The organism is Psychrobacter sp. GTC18467 (assembly GCF_055397455.1).
The window spans coordinates 1706410-1726183 of sequence record NZ_AP038920.1 but is presented as its reverse complement, the minus strand read 5'-3'; the positions used below and the strand labels follow the sequence as shown (position 1 = coordinate 1726183).

General features: G+C 46.3%; 19 protein-coding genes. 8 read left to right on the top strand and 11 right to left on the bottom strand.

Annotated elements, in window-relative coordinates:
* The first annotated feature begins 230 nt into the window (after positions 1-230).
* Positions 231-656: a hypothetical protein gene (locus ACZ5XY_RS07530; protein WP_464740412.1), complete on the top strand. Its 426-nt coding sequence runs from the start codon at positions 231-233 to the stop codon at positions 654-656.
* 77 nt (positions 657-733) lie between these two features.
* Here ACZ5XY_RS07530 and ACZ5XY_RS07525 read toward each other — a convergent pair whose 3' ends face one another.
* From ACZ5XY_RS07525 to ACZ5XY_RS07495, 7 genes are all read right to left on the bottom strand, one after another.
* Positions 734-2014, bottom strand: coding sequence for a VWA domain-containing protein (locus ACZ5XY_RS07525; protein WP_464740410.1), 1281 nt, complete (start codon positions 2012-2014; stop codon positions 734-736).
* 92 nt (positions 2015-2106) lie between these two features.
* A complete protein-coding gene (locus ACZ5XY_RS07520) occupies positions 2107-5037 on the bottom strand; it encodes a valine--tRNA ligase (RefSeq protein ID WP_464740408.1) in 2931 nt (976 codons plus the stop codon).
* Positions 5038-5411: 374 nt separating this feature from the next.
* Positions 5412-5915, bottom strand: a complete 504-nt coding sequence (locus tag ACZ5XY_RS07515) for a YbjQ family protein (RefSeq protein WP_464740406.1) — start codon at positions 5913-5915, stop codon at positions 5412-5414.
* Between the two features lie 18 nt (positions 5916-5933).
* Positions 5934-6359 (bottom strand): YbjQ family protein, encoded by a 426-nt coding sequence (locus ACZ5XY_RS07510; RefSeq protein ID WP_464740404.1) that lies wholly within the window; start codon positions 6357-6359, stop codon positions 5934-5936.
* A gap of 42 nt (positions 6360-6401) precedes the next feature.
* The gene (locus tag ACZ5XY_RS07505; protein ID WP_464740402.1) at positions 6402-6947 is read right to left on the bottom strand and encodes a UPF0149 family protein; all 546 of its coding nucleotides are present in this window, start codon (positions 6945-6947) and stop codon (positions 6402-6404) included.
* Positions 6948-6995: 48 nt separating this feature from the next.
* Complete coding sequence (locus tag ACZ5XY_RS07500) at positions 6996-7229, bottom strand: PA3496 family putative envelope integrity protein (protein WP_464740400.1); 234 nt, start codon at positions 7227-7229, stop codon at positions 6996-6998.
* Between the two features lie 132 nt (positions 7230-7361).
* Entirely contained in the window at positions 7362-8705 is a 1344-nt protein-coding gene (locus ACZ5XY_RS07495; RefSeq protein ID WP_464740398.1) for a hypothetical protein, read from the bottom strand.
* Between the two features lie 262 nt (positions 8706-8967).
* Here ACZ5XY_RS07495 and serB point away from each other — a divergent pair, with 262 nt between their 5' ends.
* From serB to hemJ, 6 genes are all read left to right on the top strand, one after another.
* The gene (serB, locus tag ACZ5XY_RS07490; protein WP_464740396.1) at positions 8968-10221 is read left to right on the top strand and encodes a phosphoserine phosphatase SerB; all 1254 of its coding nucleotides are present in this window, start codon (positions 8968-8970) and stop codon (positions 10219-10221) included.
* 158 nt (positions 10222-10379) lie between these two features.
* Entirely contained in the window at positions 10380-11450 is a 1071-nt protein-coding gene (locus ACZ5XY_RS07485; RefSeq protein ID WP_464740394.1) for a DUF368 domain-containing protein, read from the top strand.
* Between the two features lie 154 nt (positions 11451-11604).
* Entirely contained in the window at positions 11605-11988 is a 384-nt protein-coding gene (locus ACZ5XY_RS07480; RefSeq protein WP_464740392.1) for an AciT family ciprofloxacin tolerance protein, read from the top strand.
* A gap of 194 nt (positions 11989-12182) precedes the next feature.
* Positions 12183-12689 carry a hypothetical protein gene (locus ACZ5XY_RS07475; RefSeq protein ID WP_464740390.1) on the top strand — a complete coding sequence of 169 codons (507 nt, stop codon included), beginning with the start codon at positions 12183-12185 and terminating at the stop codon, positions 12687-12689.
* Positions 12690-13009: 320 nt separating this feature from the next.
* Positions 13010-13990 carry a biotin synthase BioB gene (bioB, locus tag ACZ5XY_RS07470; protein ID WP_464743819.1) on the top strand — a complete coding sequence of 327 codons (981 nt, stop codon included), beginning with the start codon at positions 13010-13012 and terminating at the stop codon, positions 13988-13990.
* 83 nt (positions 13991-14073) lie between these two features.
* On the top strand, positions 14074-14508 hold the full coding sequence (gene hemJ, locus ACZ5XY_RS07465) for a protoporphyrinogen oxidase HemJ (protein WP_464740388.1): 435 nt from the start codon (positions 14074-14076) through the stop codon (positions 14506-14508).
* Positions 14509-14515: 7 nt separating this feature from the next.
* On the opposite strand, the gene ACZ5XY_RS07460 is transcribed toward hemJ, so the two are convergent.
* On the bottom strand, positions 14516-15466 hold the full coding sequence (locus ACZ5XY_RS07460; protein ID WP_464740386.1) for a hypothetical protein: 951 nt from the start codon (positions 15464-15466) through the stop codon (positions 14516-14518).
* Positions 15467-15701: 235 nt separating this feature from the next.
* On the opposite strand from ACZ5XY_RS07460, the gene ACZ5XY_RS07455 reads away from it, so the two are divergent.
* Positions 15702-16454, top strand: coding sequence for an IS5 family transposase (locus ACZ5XY_RS07455; RefSeq protein WP_464740384.1), 753 nt, complete (start codon positions 15702-15704; stop codon positions 16452-16454).
* A gap of 14 nt (positions 16455-16468) precedes the next feature.
* Here the strand turns inward: ACZ5XY_RS07455 and ACZ5XY_RS07450 are convergent, their stop codons facing one another.
* From ACZ5XY_RS07450 to ACZ5XY_RS07440, 3 genes are all read right to left on the bottom strand, one after another.
* Positions 16469-16963 (bottom strand): hypothetical protein, encoded by a 495-nt coding sequence (locus tag ACZ5XY_RS07450; protein ID WP_464740382.1) that lies wholly within the window; start codon positions 16961-16963, stop codon positions 16469-16471.
* A gap of 57 nt (positions 16964-17020) precedes the next feature.
* Positions 17021-17737 carry a ribonuclease PH gene (gene rph / locus ACZ5XY_RS07445; RefSeq protein WP_464740380.1) on the bottom strand — a complete coding sequence of 239 codons (717 nt, stop codon included), beginning with the start codon at positions 17735-17737 and terminating at the stop codon, positions 17021-17023.
* Between the two features lie 119 nt (positions 17738-17856).
* The gene (locus ACZ5XY_RS07440) at positions 17857-19554 is read right to left on the bottom strand and encodes an AMP-binding protein (RefSeq protein WP_464743817.1); all 1698 of its coding nucleotides are present in this window, start codon (positions 19552-19554) and stop codon (positions 17857-17859) included.
* Between the last annotated feature and the right edge of the window lie 220 nt (positions 19555-19774).

Genomic DNA, 19774 nt, shown 5'->3' with positions numbered 1-19774 from the left:
TACGGTTTTTTATTATATGATTTTGTTAATTTTTATAAGTTGTAACCATATTGCCAATCAAGGCGATATGTTGGTTTTATTTCTGCTTTATTGTGGCATACTAAGGGTGTCTGCAATAATTGAAGCTTGCAGAGCTGGCAGTATCGGTCAACGCTTTGACCCCACTTTTTGCCAGTCATCAAAAAAAATGGACTTTCTAATTTGACTTTTGAATAAAAGGATACGTCATTATGCTATCGACAAGAAGAAGACAAGACGAGCACCTCATCACCATCGTTCACAGCACCCGCCTAAAGCCCATCAAACGCCAACTGAGCATCCGAACGCTTGAAGCTGAGCGCCCGATTGACCAAGCTTATTTGGCAGAGCTTGCCGGCTCTGAAGATTACGTGTCCATCGCTTTTTGTTATCGCAACTACAATGACGTGAACATGCCGCGCCTGAGTATCAATGAAAGCTGCGCGGTCATTAGCCTTGAGCGCGCCAAAGAGATGCTGCGCACTGAAAACATGAGCGAATGCGCCCTTGATTCCGTCCGAATCATCCTATTTAGCGCCGTATCGCAAACCTTTGGTGGCTTCTTGACCGACGGCGAAACCGATAACCGTTATGTGTTGTCAAAAGGTGTGGATTACGCGCATCTGTCGAAGTGCTAATGTTGCTTTGATATAACATAAAAAAAGCCCGTTGAAAGATGGGCTTTTTTGTTAGGTGAAAAAGGTAAGATTAATAATTAGGGTAAAATATTGGCTTGTTTGGCGGCGATAAGCCAGCTTGGAAATTCATCGAGCATGGCGTCGTAAAGTTCTTGCTCACTCATGTCATCCAATTCATCAACTTCAAAAAAGCTGCAATTATCCACCACGCGACCGCTCATATCATCTAGTTTTTTTAAAATGCCATAATTGCGACCACTTAACCCAACAAATTGCCAAAAAATAGGCAGTTTTGCAGCTTTGGTCATAATACTGCTGATACCGCGAGCGTCATGAACGCCGCCATCACTGATAAATAGCACATAAACGGGAACGTCAAGACCGTCTTTTTTATAAAAATCAACAACCTCTTTCATGACCAAAGCTTCATTATTAACCCGAGCGCCAAGTGACCAATCGCGCCAACCACCCTTTGCCGTCGTAATAAAATCGCCATAATTGCTAAGACCAACTTCACCTAAATAAAGCGCGCGCTCACCAAACGCCCAGCAGTCCAATGCTTGGTTGTCATCAAAGCTAACCGCAAGCGGCAATAATCGGTTGACAACTTCTTGAACGTGACCGTCTTTATATTGCCGGTGCATTGAGCCGGTCGCATCAAGAACCAACGCCACTTTGGCAGTTAATTGCTGCAATTGCCGCTTTTCTAACGACACGGTTGCCTTTTTAGCAAGATTGACAAGCTTAGGCGCTTTATCAAAAATGACTTTCTCAAGCGATACTTTAGCAGTGGTATTAACGGGCAACGTTTCAGTAGCATTTTCTTCAACATCGCCGCCAAAGTGCTGAACGACTTTTGCCAAACCGCCATTAAAGCCTTGCGCCACATTGGCAAGACGCCACTCCCCATTTTTCCGGTAAAGCTGAATCAGCATACAAGCTTGCAAGTTGGCAACATCGGCTGATTGATAATTTGCTTGGGCTTTGATTGCTGATTGATTTACACTCATCGTTAAAGATGATACTTGATTTAGCGCGCTGTCCGCCGATAAAACAAAATATAAGCTATCAATTTGACTTGGAAGCTTTGATAATTGAATCTCAAACTCTGCTTGAGCGCGATTTCCTTGAGAGGGCGGCATTTGATAGGTTATCAGCTTAATATTACCGCAAGGCGAAACCGGCTGATTGTAAAACACCATATAATCATCATGAATCAGCTTGCCATTACTGTCTAAAGCAAAGCAGCTGATGTCTATGCCAATCTGACTTTGCCCTGAAAAAGTAATGATAATTGGCGCGGTTATATCAAGATTCAACTGGCTTAAAGGTAGGCGCTGACCGATGGTAAGGTTCATATGATTTCCAATATTAAAAAAATAATTTAGTGGTAATAAAAAAGCTACCTAACTGAGCTAGGTAGCTTTGGTTAATTTAATTAAACATTAACTTACAACGCCTTCAACTCTTCCATCTGCCCCGTCATCGCGGCAAGTTGCGCTTCAAGCTCGGCAAGTTTCGCGCGCTCGCTTTCGACCACCGCCGCAGGGGCTTTACTCACAAAGCCTTCATTGCCAAGCTTTTTCGCCAAAACGTCGGTTTGCTTTTGCAATTTTTCAAAGGCTTTGCCAAGACGGTTTAATTCTGCCGCAGGGTCAATCAAGCCTTTCATAGGTACAAGGACGCGCAGTTTGCCGACCATACTTGAGGACGACAACGGCACGGTATCGCTATCTTTTAAAATCTCAAGGCTATCAACTTTGGCAAGCGCTTTAAATTGGTTTTCAATTCGTGACAATCGCGCAGCTTCTTCTTCCGAGACATTTTGCAAGAGTACCGGCAAGCGAACGGCATTGCCAAGGTTCATCTCACCGCGAATGTTACGAATACTCGCGATTAACTCTTGCAGCCAAGCCATATCCGCTTCCGTTTGCTCGCTGATTTGGTCATTATTTGCCGCTGGATAATCGGCAATGACGATGCTGTCTACATTTTTACGCTCAAGCAGCGGCGCGATGATTTGCCAAATCTCCTCGGTCAGATACGGCATGATCGGATGGGTAAAGCGCAGCGCAGTTTCAAGCACGTTTAAGAGTACAAAGCGGATTTGTGCCTTGCGATCGCTGCTCACCGAGTCGTCATTGAGGCTGGCTTTGGCAAGCTCGACGTACCAGTCGCAGTATTCATTCCAGATAAACTCATAAATATCATGGCTGACCAAGTCCAAGCGGTACTGGTTAAAATGCTGATGAATGCTATTAATGGTACTGTTCAAACGGCTCATAATCCAGCGCTCAGGAAGTTCCCAAAGGCTAGGATTTGCCGCTTTATCAAGCGCTTGAGCGTTGCCGTCTTTGTCAACACAGTTCATGAGCACAAAGCGGCTGGCGTTCCAGATTTTATTACAAAAGTTGCGGTAGCCTTCAACGCGCTTTAAATCAAAGTTAATATCGCGACCGGTGCTTGCCAAGGAGGTGAAAGTAAAGCGCAGCGCATCCGTTCCAAAGGCAGAAATACCTTCAGGAAACTCTTTTCGGGTTTGTTTTTCGATTTTGGCGGCGTCTTTTGGGTTCATCATGTTGCTGGTGCGCTTAGCGACCAAACTTTCTAAATCGATGCCGTCGATGATGTCGATGGGGTCTAACACATTGCCTTTGGACTTGGACATTTTTTGCCCAAAGCTGTCACGAACCAAACCATGAACGTAAACGGTCTTAAACGGCACTTGCGGCGTGCCATCGTCATTTTTGATAAAATGCATGGTCAGCATAATCATTCGGGCAACCCAAAAGAAAATGATGTCAAAGCCGGTCACCAAAACACTGGTTGGGTGAAAGGTTTGCATCACGCGCGCATCAGCGTTTTTGTCCGCCCAATCCAAAGTGCTAAATGTCCAAAGCCCTGAGCTGAACCACGTATCAAGAACGTCCTCATCTTGGCGCAATACCACTTCCGCGCCAAGGTTGTATTTTTGGCGAACTTCCGCCTCATTACGAGCGACATAAACCTGCCCCGCCTCGTCATACCATGCCGGAATGCGATGACCCCACCACAGCTGACGGCTGATGCACCAGTCTTGCAAGTCGTTCATCCACGCCATATACATGTTTTTATATTGCGCAGGGACAAACTCAATTCGACCATCTTCGACCGCATCAATGGCAGGTTTTGCCAATTTTGCAACGGCAACGTACCACTGATCGGTCAACCACGGCTCAACGATAACGCCGCTTCGGTCGCCGCGCGGGGCTTTGAGCGCGTAATCTTCGATACTATCAAGCCAGCCCTCATTTTGCGCTTGCTCAACCAAATATTTTCGAGCAGCAAAGCGCTCAAGTCCGGCGTAATCGCTTGGGGTAGTTTCAAGCTGTGGCTCGCGAGCTTGCAAATCGCTATAAACTTGCAATTGCGGCAAAATATTGGCGTGAGCATCAAGAACGTTAATCAGTGGCAAATTGTGACGGCGACCAAGCTCATAGTCATTAAAATCATGGGCAGGGGTAATTTTGACCACGCCAGTCCCAAAGTCGATATCCACATAATCATCAGCAACAATCGGAACAATACGATTGGTAATCGGTAGGGTGATGGTTTTGCCAATTAAATGCGCGTAACGCTCGTCATTTGGGTTGACCGCAACCGCCGTATCGCCAAGCAACGTTTCAGGTCGCGTAGTGGCAACCACTAAGTAATTTTTACCGTCTTGGGTTTTAACCGCATCATCGGTAAAGTGATAGCGAAAATGCCAAAGCGAGCCTTTTTCATCATGGTTTTCCACTTCCAAATCCGACAATGCCGTTTGAAATTTTGGGTCCCAGTTGACAAGGCGCTTGCCGCGATAAATAAGACCATCATCAAACAGGCGAACAAACACCTCTTTCACTGCATTTGACAAGCCCTCATCCATGGTAAAGCGCTCACGCGACCAGTCCACTGAGCTGCCAAGGCGGCGGATTTGGCGGGTGATGTTGCCGCCCGACTCCTCTTTCCACTCCCAAACCTTGTCAATAAACGCCTCGCGACCCAAATCATGACGCTTGATGCCCTCAGCGTTCAAGCGGCGCTCAACCACCATTTGCGTGGCAATCCCCGCATGATCCGTCCCCGGCTGCCAAAGCGTGTTGTCGCCTTTCATTCGGTGAAACCGAGTCAGCGCGTCCATGATGGTGTTGTTAAAGCCGTGACCCATGTGCAAAGAGCCCGTGACGTTCGGCGGCGGCAAGGCAATCGAAAACGACGCTTTTTTATCAAAGGTGGGCGCAAAATAACCGCTATCTTCCCACTCTTGATAGCGTCCGGCTTCAATAGCGGCGGGCTGATAAGCATTTTCAAGTTCGGATAACGCAGCTTGGATTGAGGTGGTTAAATTTTGGTTACTCATAAGGCTCTCAAAAATCGATAACAAACTCACCATGCCGATCAGTTTGGCACAATGACTTTGACATAATAAAAAGATGAAAAATTAAAAATACAGCTAAATTGGCAATATTGCCCGTTACCCTTGAGCAAAATCACACGATTATGGTCTCAATTTTAGCGTAATTGCGAAAAATTTGTTAGGGCTGGTTGGCGTTGTGGGTAAAATTGTCGTGCAATAGCAAAAAGCCAATGAAGAAATTGGTATGTCATTAAGATAAGGGCGAAGATTTAGCGAAGTGAAGGGATAAAAAAGCAATAACTAAAGATTAAGTAAATCGTAGGATTGGCGCGGCAACAGTTTTAATTTAGCATTATTACTAACAAATCTAACATCAGCTAGAGTTGATAATACTCCGGATACTGACCGCCGATATTTTTCGGGTCGACATTGACTGCCGTGCCATAAGCAATGGCTTCAACCATACCGCCCATTTGATTGATGTTACTGACTTCAAAGCGCAAACCATAAACGTGGCTAAAGCCTTTTGCGGCTGCCTGTTCCCGAAGCCGAACTACCGCCTCACGGCGAGCGCGCTCAAGTAAGGTTTCATAGGTGGTTAAATTTTTACCAAAAATATTTAAAATTTTGGCTACCACCATTTTAAAATAATCTTGGGCGATGACCACGCTGCCTAGCACCAATTCGCCGCGACTTTCTGGGGTCAAATTGGGCTGATAAAAGCGCTCAGTGGAGACGATGATATGGGAAAACTTGGCTTCTGACACTTTAAGCGCAGCAAAATGACGGCGCTCGTTGCGCGTGCCAAAAAACCAGCCAACGAGGATTAACACCAGTAGCGGGGCATAATTGATGATAAGCTGCTCAAAGGATGAATTCATCACCCACCTCAATTAGGGCTAATCAAACGGGTGAAACCTTGGCAAATCTTGCGCAGGCGTCACGACAGGCGCGGTCGGCGCTTGTGGCGGATTTGGCTGGCTTTGATTTGGATAGTTGGGGCTTGCCAGCGGCGCAACCTTCACCGCCGTGCCATAAACAAAAAGTTCAGCCGCCCCTTGAGCAATGCTTGAGGTTGAAAAGCGAATGCCAACGATGGCGTCAGCATTAAGCAGTTTTGCCTTTTTTATCATCCGGTCGATGGCTTCTTGGCGCGACTCTTCAAGCAGCTCCGTATAAGCGGTCAGCTCGCCGCCAACAATGTTTTTGATGCCGGCAAAAATATCTTGACCGACGTGCTTTGAGCGCACGGTGCTGCCATAAACCACATCAAGGCGCTCGGTGATTTGATAATTGGGCAAGTGCTCAAGGTTGGACAGCTGCATGGCGACACCTTTTATTTAGTTAAGCCTGATATTAATTAGGACTTAATCGTTGGTATGAAACAATAAAAACAGCTCCGTTAAATTGCTCTCAATGCTTGCTGCCATCTGCTCAATTTTGTCGCTATCATTGCGCATAGCCACAAGCTCAGGGTCATCTTCACCAATGCCGCTGAGCACAATCATCGGTAAGGTCAATACCGCAACGTCCTCGGCGGTGTCGTCATCATCAAACCAGTCGCTTGCTTCATCAGCGTACATGGCATCAACAAAACCAATCGACCACGCCACGATGTCGGATTCATCAGACAAATCAAGTGGCTCATCGTCCTCGCCAAAGGGCAAGCTGATGGGCGTTTCGTTTTTTAGCTCGTTTTCAATTTCTTGACGCCAACGCTTGATGCCATCGATGACATTGCTTGGGATTTTGTCCGTTTGCTCCTCGAACAAGGTATCTAGCCAATTTGGAAGTGGTTTTCCGATTACCGTTGCGGTCAAAAACCCGTGCGTTGCGACACTGTCAAGAACAAATTGGTCTTCTGATTCATCTAAATAATCAAGCAATTCATCAAAGCTTAATGAATTTTCCATGGCTTAGCGTTCCTTATTCAAGGGATAAAAGTCTTTGGCAAACGACTGTTACAGCTCATCGTCCCAGTCATCATCAAAATCGTCATCATCGTCGCCAAGCTCATCAAGCTCATCTTTTAAGGCGCGCGCCAGACGTTTTTCTTCCAGTAAATTGTCGATTAAGCGGCGTTTTTCTAAACTGCTTAAGCGGGTTCGAGCGCTCGTTTCCGCCTCCTCGACAAGCTTGGCATCGTCGTCGTCGATAAAATCATCATCAAAATCGTCATCGATATCATCACTCATGACCGGCTCCTTCATTGTTGGCTTGGGCAATTGGTAAATATAAAATTGATATATGCCTTATAAAGTTTCAAGCCGGTAATGTCAATCTTTTTTAAGCCAAGACTCCCAAATCACTTGAATAAGCAAAACCAATCAACCCTCGGCAACTTCTGCACCTGACATCAGCACCGCATTACGCGCTTGGGATAACGCGTCGATGATTTCAAGATTGCCGCCATCAAACACCGCGCATTGCCGCTCAAAAGCATTGGTGGGTCGGCTGACGCTGCGAAGACGCACAAAGTGACCAATTTGCTGTAATCCCACTGCCGGTAGTAATACCAACAGCTGCTCTTTTTTACCCACTGTCGTGATCAGTTGACTCATCGCGTTATCTAGCGGAGTGTCGCTAACCCCTGCCTTGACGGGCAATGCAAATCGACCAAGCTCAACATGCTTTTCATAAATGATTTTATTGAGCATCAAATAAAGTTTGCCAAGCATCACACCGGCAAGCGCCACTTTGGCTTCAGGAGTTTTAGCTTGCAGCTGAACCAGTGCTTTTTGGTTTTTAAATACCGGCTCAGCTTCTACCGCAACGCCCTCTAATAATGGCAGTTGCAGTAATTGACTAGTCGCTTGCTGCAACAGTTGCGAACACAATGCCAAATACGGCGCTCGCGTCTCTGGCGTCAACAGCTTGAGCATACCATATTCATCGTGAAATACAATTTGTAGCTGAACGCTGTCGCAATCGCGCTGATCTGACAGCTTTTGGGTCATGATGGTAGGGCTTGATTTGATCGCCTCTGCCGGTGTGGCTCGCGTCGGCGTCTCATGAGCACTTTGCTGAGCTCGCAAGTAGGCATTCACGTCTTGATGGGTTTCACCAAGCGGCAGCTTAGCTTCAGCCTCAGGAGTTGACGGTTTTTTAGCTTCAATTTTTGGGCGATTGTTGCTAGGATGCTTTGGCGACTTTGACGCCGATTGTCGGGTAAAGGCGTTAATTTGCGCAGGGGTTGGTCGCGCCACAAAGCCATAAGCCACCCAAAGCAGCAAATGAAAAATCATCGCTCCAATCACAAACGGCCACTGCATCGCTAGGATCTCACCTTTGCTGATGTCTTTTAAGGTGAGGCTGACCTTTCCGATCACCGTTTCACCATTGGTCGCAATTTTTGCGAGGGTCTCACCTTGTTGAAGCGGCGCGTTGCCAACCGGAACAAGGACATTGCCTTTAGTGTCCTCGATGACAAGGCGCGCCACATCTTGTTCACTGGTATAACGATTGGCAATAACGCTTAAGCTTACGCGGTCTTGATTTTCTAAAGACAGTTTTGCTTCATCAATGAGCTGGTCGAGCATTTGCTCGCCTTTTTGCTCAAGACTGCTGGTGACTTGGTGATCGACACTGACGACCATCAATAACGTGTGTAAGCAACAGCTTACCAACAAAATAATGGCAAACAGTCCTTGCCGTGGCGCTAAATACATCATGATTGATAAACTTATTATGATTAGGAAAGTTAATTCACAAGCTCAAAGCTTATGGCGTCCTGACGGCTTATTTTAGCTTAAATTGACCGGAGTTTTTGGCTTTTTATGGCGATTCAAAGGTAAATATGGCGGCGGCGCGCTTTACGAAATCTTATCACGTCACAAACCGATAAAAAACACTTCCATAACCCTCTATAGGCGGCGCTTTATAAAACTGTTATTATTCCTAATCTTATCTCAGCTGACAAGGAAATATTGAGCTATGAGCAACCACACCTCATTTACGCTTCCAAAGGACAGTTTGGCATGGCAGCAGGCGGTTGATGCCATTGCTGAGCTGCTTCCTGACAAGACCGATTTACGCGATTTTGAAGCGCTGCAATCTCTGCCGGTCTTTGCCTTAATTGTGGTGCTTCCCGCTCATCTCCCTGCTCTTGATGTCCATGATTATGTTCAGTCTTGGGTCGATGATCAGCCCAATTGGCATCTGGTCACGGTAGCTGAGGACAAAGAGGCAAGCTACGTCCAGTTTAGCGTTGAAAATCCGGCGGTTGCGGCGGTTCACGTTGAGGTGATGCCGAACTCTGAAGCGCCGATAACTGAAGACCACAGCCAGCATTCTACGCTCAAAAACAGCAAAAACTCAGTAATCACGTCAAACGTGTATCGCTATTTGCTCGTTCCTGTCACTAAAACGCTGATGCATCCGGCGAAAAAGACCGCCGCGGCGCATATTATTGATGAGCAACTGACCAGCAGCTTACGTCAAGCGCTCAGTCAGCATTATCAGCAAGCTAAAAATGATCCGCTTGAAGCGTTAAATCTCGTCGATTGTCATATTTTGTCCATCGGTCATATGCTGCGATCGCATAAGTTGGTTTGCTTTGATATGGACTCGACCTTGATTGAAGAAGAAGTGATTGTTGAGCTTGCCAAAGAAGCCGGCGTTGGTCAGGAAGTTGCCGAAATCACTGAGTCTGCCATGCGCGGTGAGATTGATTTTGATGAGTCGTTTGCACAGCGCTTGGCGTTGTTAAAAGGCATTCCCGTCACCGTTCTTGATGATATTTGTGCAGGTTTAACGCCATCAACGGGCGCCAAAGCGACCATCAGTGCGTTTAAGGCATTAGGCTATCATACCGTTTTGGTATCAGGTGGCTTTACTTATTTTGCCCGTTATATTGCGGATATGTTGGGCATCGATGAAGTTCACGCCAACCGCTTGGACATTGAAGATGGCTTTGTGACCGGTGAGGTTCAGCTGCCTATCATTAATGGCACAAAAAAAGCGGCAATTGCCACGCAAACCGCCGCAAGGCTCGGCATTGATATGTCACAAGTGGTTTGTGTGGGCGATGGCGCCAACGATTTGCCGATGATGGCAGCAGCTGATTTGGGCGTGGCGTATCGCGCCAAGCCCATCGTTCAAGCGCGAGCGGATGCCGCAGTTAATGTGACAGGGCTTGAGGGCGTCCTTTATGCGCTTGGCTATCCGGCGCTGCGCCAAGACGATTAATTTTTTAACACAAAAAGCTAAGCTTCGGCTTGGCTTTTTTGCTATGTTTTATCAATTTTTTCATAAGCTATTGTTTTATCTTCTTTTTTAACTTACCTTTTATTTTAATTAAGCAATGTTTACCCGTCACTTTGACAAGTTACAAGGAAATGGCCATCATGCCATCATCAAAACCTGCTGTGAATTCTGCCAAAATCAATGCTCAAAACAGCGCTTCTCAAGACCACAGCGCTCAACAAAACCTTGTTGATCCGGCAGAAAATGCCTTTAATGACGCCAATTTACATGACATCGAAGTCCCTCATCATGCCGATAGCCCAAAGCAGCTTGCCGGAATTTTTGCTCGGGGTATGGCAATGGGCGCAGCTGACGTGGTTCCGGGCGTTTCTGGCGGCACGATTGCGCTCATTGCTGGCATTTATGAGCGCTTAATTGCTGCTTTAAGCAGTATTGGCATCAATCTTTGGCACGATTATCGAAAACAGGGCGGACTACAAGGGCTACTTGCCGTTTGGCGAGCGGTCGATGGCACGTTTTTATTGTGCTTAGTGGCAGGGATTGCGACCAGTTTAATTACTTTTGCCGGAATTATTAAATATTTATTAGATTTTCAGCCGCTACTTATTTGGTCATTTTTCTTTGGGTTGGTGGTGGCGACCGTTTTATTGTTGCTGAGCGAAATTCAGCGCTGGACGGTGAGCCGAGCGGGACTATTTATTGTTGGCATGGTTGCGGCAGTGATTATCAGTAGTATGCCTGCCCTCACCGGAACCCCAAGCTTGCCTTATTTATTTATGTCGGGGGCGCTTGCCATTTGCGCGATGATTTTACCAGGGATTTCGGGGTCATTTATTTTGTTGCTGCTTGGCTCTTATGATACGGCGCTTGCGGCGATTCATAACTTTGATTTGCCGATTATTTTGACGCTCGTTAGTGGTATGGCAACAGGATTATTATTATTTACCAAGTTTTTAAAATGGCTGTTATCGCATTACTATCAAGGCACTCTTGCGCTACTTATCGGCTTTATTGCAGGGTCACTGGTCAAAGTTTGGCCGTGGAAAGTTGACGCGCTTGGTGGTTTATCTGAGGCGGCAAGTATCAACGTCATGCCGTGGCACTACCCAACGGGGGCGCATTGGCTGACAACGTTATCATTAATCGTACTTGGCGCAATTTTGGTCTCACTGCTGTCGTGGTGGGGGCGAAAAACCACAAATCAGCGCTAATCGATTTGCTTATTTATCATTAAATTCAACCCCCATTTTAGTTCCTATTGTAAGCGTCATCTAATGTCGTAAAGCCGCCCGATTTGCTTTAGCTTTCGGGCAAAAACTTTCATAATAAAAGGTCAACTTCACCGTAAAATCAGCGAGATGACCGATGATGCTTACCCTTTTGCCAATAAGCGCGGCACAAGCAACGCCTGTGATGGGATTTGGGATTGGGGTTATCACAGGTCTGATCACCGCCCTTGCCCTTAGCCAAAAACGCTGGCTGCTGACCTATTTGGGGGGTGGCATGCTGTATTGGTTTGCCATCCATCTGCTTCATCATAAGCTTTGTAACTGGTTTGGCATCAGCGATTGGCACGGTTATGTTGTGGCGCTCGGCTTAAGCTGGCTGCCCCTATTTATTTGGATAAGCTATCGCCTTTGGCGTTATGACAGCCTCACGGTCAACAAACCAAGCGTTGCCTCAAAGGATCTGTCTTGCCGTGAGCATTCCCCTATTTATGATGACAAATTTCAGCCGCGGTTTCGCTGATTTCTTCATAACAAGGCAACTTTTTACCAGAATCGCCTTTTTTCACACCGATTGTTACATGATACTGGGTTTTTTCTTGCAAATTGATAACGATAGTTGGCAATGAATTGGTTATAATCAGCCAAGATACGACTTAAGTTTTCGCTTTCAAATTGAAAGCTGATGTTAATTAAATACTATTTTGGAGTGACATTATGGTTACCATTCCGGTTTTGGATGTAAAATCTGACCCTTTAGACGTGCTTTTGGCAGTGATCGGCTATCGCTTATCCATGCTTGCCGGTAGCGACAACGCGGACGTTCAAGCGTTATTAAACGATAAAAAAGTGACCATTGAATTTATCAGCGAAGAGTCAGGCGTTGCTCGCAGCTACAGCTTTAATGATGGCAAATTTAGCCAACAATCTGGGGAGGCGGAAAACGCCGATTTGACCGTTAAATTTAAAGACTCCATGACCGGCGTTAAGTTGTTGACCCAAGGTAGCTTGCCTGCCTTTATGACCGCGGTTCAAGACAAAAAGCTGAGCATCGATGGCGATTACAGCCAGTTGATGTGGTTTAATAAGCTTGCCAAGCACATTGTTCCGCCAATTCCTGAGGAAATCAAGCCCTATCTTGATCGCGCTAAGCCTTATGCTTATAAAGCTCAGCAATTTGCCGAGCATTGGGTTGGGGTTGCCAAACATAAACTTGGCAAATAACGCATGATAACCGCTTAAAAAGTTTGATCAGCGAATTTTGAATCATGCTATTTTAAAGAAGGTTGCGGTATACTTAAATAATCAGTTACTGCACCTTTTTTTATGCCTGTGGCTTTATCAAATTTTTATAAATGGTTTTAATAACATTTTTTTAAATTAACCCCCATTTAACCTGCCGTTTGCGCTTTCGCGTCATCCTAAAAGGACTTTTTTTTATGACCAGTTTGCAACAAATTTTGGAGCCAAGCTCAAGCTTTGTACCGTCATTTGCGACCATCAAAAGCCGCGAGGAGGTGGCGCGGTTGTTTGATTTGCCACTGATGGACTTATTAATGCAAGCGCAAAGCGTTCACCGCGAGCATTTTAACGCCAATGAGGTTCAAATCAGCACGTTGCTGTCTATCAAAACCGGAAATTGCCCTGAGGACTGCGGTTATTGCTCACAGTCGGGGCATCACCGCGACAAAACCAAGCTTGAAGCTGAAAAGCGCTTGGAAGTCAATAAAGTGATTGCCGCCGCAAAACGTGCCAAAGCCAGCGGCTCATCACGGTTTTGTATGGGCGCGGCTTGGAAGCACCCAAGCGCTAAAGACATGCCTTATGTGGTTGAATTAATTCAAGAAGTCAAAGCGCTTGGGCTTGAAACGTGTATGACCCTAGGGATGCTAAACGCCGATCAAGCCGCGCAATTGGCGGAGGCAGGACTTGATTATTACAATCATAATTTGGACACCTCGCGCCGCTATTATGATGAAGTGGTCACCACGCGCAGCTATGATGACAGGCTTGATACGCTTGCTCAAGTTCGCGCCTCTGGCATTAACGTTTGTAGCGGCAATATCGTTGGCATGGGCGAAAGCCGCGACGACCGCATCGATTGGGTGATGGAGCTGCTTGCCATGCCTAAGCCGCCTGAGTCCATTCCGGTCAACCTGCTGGTGCCGATTCAAGGAACGCCTTTAGGTGATAAAGTGATTGCTGAGGGTCAATTGTCGGTACTTGAATGGATCCGAACGATTGCGGTGACTCGAATTTGCTGCCCAAGCAGTTACGTCCGCCTGTCGGCAGGTCGTGAAAGCTTGTCGGATGCTGAGCAAGCGCTTGCCTTTATGGCAGGGGCAAACTCATTTTTCTATGGCGATAAGCTGTTAACCACAGGAAATGCCAGTCAATCCAGCGATCAGCGCTTGATGCGCGAGCTTGGACTTCAGGCGCAAATTGCTGAACCGCGAGCGCCAAAAGTCTTGCCGGTGATTGATGCCATGAGCGGTCATGAATCAGCATTGGTGCTTGCCGACTAAGACTTAGCAAGCCGTATTTAAGCACCATTTTGATTAAAATAGCCCTATAATAACCCTGTTATCCTAACTCAGCCGAGAGTCTCATGCCGGAGTATTTTAATTGGATTAAAGCTTGGCACATCATCTCGATGGTGTGCTGGTTTGCGGCGATTTTTTATTTGCCGCGATTGTTTGTTTATCATGCGATGAGCGAGGACAAAATCAGCCAAGAGCGCTTTGCCGTTATGGAGCGCAAGCTGTATCGCGGGATTATGACTCCGGCAATGATTGCCACTTGGGCATTTGGGCTTTGGATGGTGGTGCTTGGTTGGGATGTTTATAAATCACAAGGCTGGCTTCATGCCAAGCTGACCTTAGTGATTTTATTGACCGCCTATCACGGTGCTTGCGGATTTTATCGTAAAAAACTTATGGATAATCCGCACTACAAATCGCACGTATTTTGGCGCTGGTTTAACGAAGTTCCGGTATTTGCGCTGGTCATTATCGTGATTTTGGTGGTGGTAAAGCCGTTTTAAGCCTTGATTATACCGGTCTCATAATATGATAAACGTGGCTTAAATCATAAACTTTATAGCGCGCCGGCTCATGACGACTTTCACCGGCGTAGCTTAATATTAAAGCTTGCTTGTTAGCTTCATCCACCCAACCGACAAATAAGCCGCTGTGCTCAATGTCGTTATAACCGTGATTGATATAATATAGCCAATCGCCGACTTGGATTTCTTCTGGGTTGGCGTAAGGCCCGCCTTTATAAGCGCCCTTTAAAATGGTGTTTTTGCTCACCCCTGCTCGATTAAATACCGCGTTTAAATAATCCCAACAGCCGCCTTTAATGATGGTTCGCTCGTTAAGTGCCATCGCGCGGGCGGTTGCAAGAACATCGCGAGCGGCGCGGCTGCTTTGCGATTCGGCTTGCGATAATAGCGGCAAATAGCTGCTATCCACATTGTCATAGTTTCCTGCGATACCGCTACCACGCAAAAATGCCGGTAACACAGCAGGCGCTTTTGGCGCGGCAACGGTGGTTGGGTAATCTTTAACAGAATAATTTTTGGTTGGATAGTTGGGTTGAATGACCGTTTTCGATTCAGGGCTGCTATTGTTTGGCGATTGAACGATGGTTAAGCGTTTCGCTTGGCTTTGCGAAGAATAACTTTGCTGATTTTGATTGTTTTGATAGTTCTGATAGTCTGGATAAGCCGAATAATTTTGTAAATTCGCATTATTTAAGCTTGCGCCATAAGATACCGGCGTTTGTTGGCTTGCGCGGCGGATAGAGGATTGGGTACTCACCCGCGCCGGTGGCACTTTGATTTCTGAATCAGCGGTTTGATTGCTTGATTTTTGTGCAATTAACTGACTCATGCTGTCGGTCGATAAACTTGCCGATGCTGGACTGACCACTATCACGGCAAAGCCAATGGCAGTATAACCGCCCAAGCGCTTCGCTAATCTCAATGAACTATAACGCATTGCCAACCTCACCTCACAACTCTCACTTGCCAACTGTTCTTTTGTTGGCACCAAAGGCTGTTATAAACCATTTTGCAGCTTTTCTGCAAGCGCTATTGCTGACTGGAAAATTTAAAAGGTGGTAAAAAAGCGACAGAATGCTTAGGCCGTGTTGAACATTGGATATAAATTTCTGGCAAAAAAAATAGCGAACGGTTAATCTTTAAGTTCTCACACAAAAAAGATATCGTTCGCTATGCCTCACACTATGCTCAAAGATGAACACTGGACAAGATTGAAACCTATATTACTAGAACTTAATATCTATGACAAAGAAAATCTTAGACAAACGGTTGAAGGCGTGCTTTATCGCATGCGTGTTGGCTGTCCTTGGCGCGACCTACCGGAGTATTTTGGTAAGCCTAATACCATCTATAAAGCTTACCAGCGCTGGTTTCGCAGTAATAAGCTGATTACGCTGTTTGCTTTATTAATCAAAGACGCAGATCTTGAGTGGGTCTTCATTGATGGTACTCATATCAAGGCGCATCAGCACAGCAGTGGTGGCAATGAGAACCTACAATCCATTAGTAAAAGTGTGGCAGGACGCGCGACCAAGGTTCACTTGGCAGTAGATGCGCATGGCAATCCGATTACCTTTATCTTGTCAGATGGCACTACCCACGATGTTAAAGTCGCACCTGACTTAGTAGACAAAGTTAATTTGAGCAATACAGAGGTTTTATGTGCCGATAAAGGCTATGATTCTGATGCACTACGAGCGCATATTGAACAAGCCGGGACACGGGATAACATCCCTCGAAAACGAAACACTAAGTCTTCTAACGACCATATGGACTGGGACTTATATAAAGCACGACACTTAGTAGAAAATGCTTTCGCCAAACTAAAACAGTATAGGGCGGTTGCCACCAGATTTGATAAGCTCAAGCAGAGTTATGAAAATACAGTCGCTCTTGCTTGTGCTTATATCTGGCTCAAATTATGAATATTCAACACGCCCTAATCCTCTGACTGCAATTTGATGTTGACGTTACGCTTTTGCAGTGCTTGACCCTGCAAAATAGCTTTAGCGGCAGCCGCTTCTTGCTCACTGTCAAAGCCACTGATTTGATATTTAAGAACGTTTTGAGAATTGGTAATGCTCAGCTGATTGTCAATTTGACTGATAGTGTCATCACTGCTTAACGTGATATGCTCGCGGCGACCGTGGGCGTCGTGAATCAGCTCGCCTGATTTTACCCAAAGAATGCCGCCTTGAATCATGCCGCTTTGGGCTTTTTTTTGCTGTTGGCGCTTTAAATTAAACACAAAACTTGCCACGACCAATAACCCTAAGGCGGCAAGCGAATAGCGAACCGGAAACAAGCTCATGGCAATGGCAACGGCAACCGCGCCTAAAAGCAGCACCGCGCCAAACCAAAACAGCCCGTTATCGGCAGGTTTTGCTGCGCCTTTTAAGCTGATTTTTGCGCCGTTTTCGGTAAGTTTTAGCATAATCGATTGCGCCTTTAGCCCTTGTTAAAGCAGTTAATCAAGCAATTAACAAACCGCTTACCAACCAAGCGCGTCTTTTTGTAGGGCGATTAACTCTTTAATGCCGCCCTCTGCCAAATCAAGCATGGCATTGGCTTCGTTTCGTGAAAACGGCTTTTCTTCCGCTGTGCCTTGAATTTCAATAAAAGCGCCCGATTGGGTCATCACCACGTTTAAATCGGTATCGCAGCTGGCATCTTCTTCGTAGCACAAATCAAGGTACGCCTCGCCGCCTTTGATTCCCACTGAAACCGCCGCCACCAAACCAATGAGGGGGTCATTTTTTAGCTTTTTGGTTCGCTGTAAAGCCTCTAACGCATCGATTAACGCAATTGCCGCGCCGGTGACGCTTGCGGTTCGCGTTCCGCCGTCCGCTTGTAGCACATCGCAATCGATATAAATGGTATTTTCGCCAAGCTTATCCAAATCAACCATCGCTCGTAGGCTGCGACCAATTAAGCGCTGAATTTCTTGGGTGCGACCGGACTGCTTACCGCGAGCAGCTTCCCGCTGATTTCGAGTGTTGGTGGCTCGCGGCAGCATGCCATATTCTGCGGTCACCCAGCCTTTGCCCTTGCCTTTGAGCCACCGCGGAACGCCCGCCTCAACGCTTGCGGTACAAAGCACTTTGGTATCGCCAAAGCTGACCAATACCGAGCCTTCAGCGTGCTTGGTGTAGTGGCGCTCAAAAACAATCGGGCGAAGCTCGTTAAGCTTGCGGTTATCAATTCGCATAAATCATTCCAAAATGGTCGTTTAAAATCAAAGTTGCCGCTATCCTAACGCCCATTTTTGCAAATATCAACGGTTAAGGGCTCGAAAATCAAGCAGTGATTGGGGCAATGATTCAAAATCTACTCTAACCCTTCCATTTTGCGAAGCTCTTTTCGTAGGATTTTACCGACGTTAGATTTGGGTAATTCATCAACAAACTGAACGTGGCGCGGTCGTTTATAGCCGGTCAGTTGCTTTTTACCAAATTCAAGCAATTCTTCCTCGGTCACCTTGCCTTTTTTGACCACAAAAATTTTGGGGTCTTCGCCGCGTTTGTCACTTGGAATGCCGATAGCGCCCACCTCTTTAACCGCCGGATGCTCGCTCATCGCCTCTTCAATCTCGTTGGGATAAACGTTAAATCCCGACACCAAAATCATATCTTTTTTGCGGTCAACGATTTTGATAAAGCCTTTTTCATCCATAATGCCAATATCGCCAGTTTTGAGGTAGCCGGACTTGGTAAAGGTTTTTTCGGTTTCCTCAGGGCGGTTTTGATAGGCAATCATCACTTGTGGTCCTTTGACACAAATCTCACCGCGCTCGCCAAGCGGCAATTCTTTTTCGTCATCATCAATCAAAATGATGTCCGTGCTCGACGCCGGAATGCCAATTTTGCCGGTAAATTCGGCAATGGTCATCGGGTTAAAAGCAACCACAGGCGAGGTTTCCGACAAGCCATAACCTTCAACAATAGGAAGCCCCGTAATTTGATGCCACTGTTTGGCAACGCTTGGCAATACCGACATGCCGCCACCAATGGCTGCTTTTAAGTTGGAAAAATCAAGCTCGGCAAATTTTTTATTGCCCACCAAAGCATTAAATAAGGTATTTACCGCCGGAATAAACGCCGGTTTGTATTTTCCCATTTGCTTAATTAACCCGTCCAAATCGCGCGGGTCAGGAATAAGCAGTCCAGCGTAGCCCTCATACATGCCGTACATGCCGCAAACCATAAACGAGAACACATGATAAAGCGGCAGCGCCGTTAAAATGACATCGTCAGCGTTCGGGTCGTCCTCAAAGGCGCTGTCCATAAGGGCGCGAATTTGTAGCATATTGGCAACAAGGTTACCGTGGCTGAGCATCGCGCCTTTGGCAACGCCAGTGGTGCCGCCGGTATATTGCAGCAGCGCCACATCACTTAAGTTTAAATCGGGGCGTTTATATTTACTGGCTGATACCGCATTTAGCGCGTGGTGAAAGCTTTGGCTGTCAGGCAAGCTGTATTTTGGAATCAATTTTTTGATATGGCGGGCGACCATATTAATAACAAAGCCTTTTGCCATACCAAACATATCACCAAGTTTGCAAATGATGACCTCTTCAACCGCGCCTTTATCGTCGGCATCTTGATAGGTTTTGGCAAAGTTTTCGATGATAAACAGCACCTTTGCGCCCGAGTCTTTTAGCTGATGCGACAGCTCGCGACTGGTGTATAAAGGATTGACGTTAACAAGGGTCAATCCTGCACGAATGACCCCAAGCGCAATAATGGGATATTGCAGCAAGTTTGGCATCATGACCGCCACTTTTTCGCCTTTACCGAGACCCAAAGACTGCAAATAACTGGCGATTTGGCGGCTGAACAAATCAAGCTGCTTGTAGCTGATGCTCTCATCCATGCAAATGTAGGCCGGTTTTTGACCATAGCGGCGAAAATTGCGCTCAAAAACTTCAAGCAACGAGGTGTTGTCCTCCGGCATGTCAATGGTCGGCGCAATGTTATAGCGCTCATAAGCCTCAAGCCACGGGCGATTGCTTGGAATATCGGGCATGGTTGGAAACGCGGTTGCTTCAGCTTGGGTTGCGGCGTGATGAGAGGTTGATTGGGCAGGCTGAGTCATAGCAGGTTTCCAAAACAGTTAAAATAAAAATTGCCATTTAAAAGGGCATTTTCAAAAAGTAAAAAACGACAAAAAAAAGCAAAAAAGGCGCTCGAAAACTAATAGCATAATCGAAAACATGGTAAAGTTCAGCCTTGCCTTGTGATAATTT

Excerpts from the sequence above, each read along its gene's own strand:
- ACZ5XY_RS07530 (WP_464740412.1), top strand. The coding sequence starts at position 231 with ATGCTATCGACAAGAAGAAGACAAGACGAGCACCTCATCACCATCGTT.
- ACZ5XY_RS07525 (WP_464740410.1), bottom strand. The coding sequence starts at position 2,014 with ATGAACCTTACCATCGGTCAGCGCCTACCTTTAAGCCAGTTGAATCTT.
- ACZ5XY_RS07520 (WP_464740408.1), bottom strand. The coding sequence starts at position 5,037 with ATGAGTAACCAAAATTTAACCACCTCAATCCAAGCTGCGTTATCCGAA.
- ACZ5XY_RS07515 (WP_464740406.1), bottom strand. The coding sequence starts at position 5,915 with ATGAATTCATCCTTTGAGCAGCTTATCATCAATTATGCCCCGCTACTG.
- ACZ5XY_RS07510 (WP_464740404.1), bottom strand. The coding sequence starts at position 6,359 with ATGCAGCTGTCCAACCTTGAGCACTTGCCCAATTATCAAATCACCGAG.
- ACZ5XY_RS07505 (WP_464740402.1), bottom strand. The coding sequence starts at position 6,947 with ATGGAAAATTCATTAAGCTTTGATGAATTGCTTGATTATTTAGATGAA.
- ACZ5XY_RS07500 (WP_464740400.1), bottom strand. The coding sequence starts at position 7,229 with ATGAGTGATGATATCGATGACGATTTTGATGATGATTTTATCGACGAC.
- ACZ5XY_RS07495 (WP_464740398.1), bottom strand. The coding sequence starts at position 8,705 with ATGATGTATTTAGCGCCACGGCAAGGACTGTTTGCCATTATTTTGTTG.
- serB (WP_464740396.1), top strand. The coding sequence starts at position 8,968 with ATGAGCAACCACACCTCATTTACGCTTCCAAAGGACAGTTTGGCATGG.
- ACZ5XY_RS07485 (WP_464740394.1), top strand. The coding sequence starts at position 10,380 with ATGCCATCATCAAAACCTGCTGTGAATTCTGCCAAAATCAATGCTCAA.
- ACZ5XY_RS07480 (WP_464740392.1), top strand. The coding sequence starts at position 11,605 with ATGATGCTTACCCTTTTGCCAATAAGCGCGGCACAAGCAACGCCTGTG.
- ACZ5XY_RS07475 (WP_464740390.1), top strand. The coding sequence starts at position 12,183 with ATGGTTACCATTCCGGTTTTGGATGTAAAATCTGACCCTTTAGACGTG.
- bioB (WP_464743819.1), top strand. The coding sequence starts at position 13,010 with ATGGACTTATTAATGCAAGCGCAAAGCGTTCACCGCGAGCATTTTAAC.
- hemJ (WP_464740388.1), top strand. The coding sequence starts at position 14,074 with ATGCCGGAGTATTTTAATTGGATTAAAGCTTGGCACATCATCTCGATG.
- ACZ5XY_RS07460 (WP_464740386.1), bottom strand. The coding sequence starts at position 15,466 with ATGCGTTATAGTTCATTGAGATTAGCGAAGCGCTTGGGCGGTTATACT.
- ACZ5XY_RS07455 (WP_464740384.1), top strand. The coding sequence starts at position 15,702 with ATGCCTCACACTATGCTCAAAGATGAACACTGGACAAGATTGAAACCT.
- ACZ5XY_RS07450 (WP_464740382.1), bottom strand. The coding sequence starts at position 16,963 with ATGCTAAAACTTACCGAAAACGGCGCAAAAATCAGCTTAAAAGGCGCA.
- rph (WP_464740380.1), bottom strand. The coding sequence starts at position 17,737 with ATGCGAATTGATAACCGCAAGCTTAACGAGCTTCGCCCGATTGTTTTT.
- ACZ5XY_RS07440 (WP_464743817.1), bottom strand. The coding sequence starts at position 19,554 with ATGCCCGATATTCCAAGCAATCGCCCGTGGCTTGAGGCTTATGAGCGC.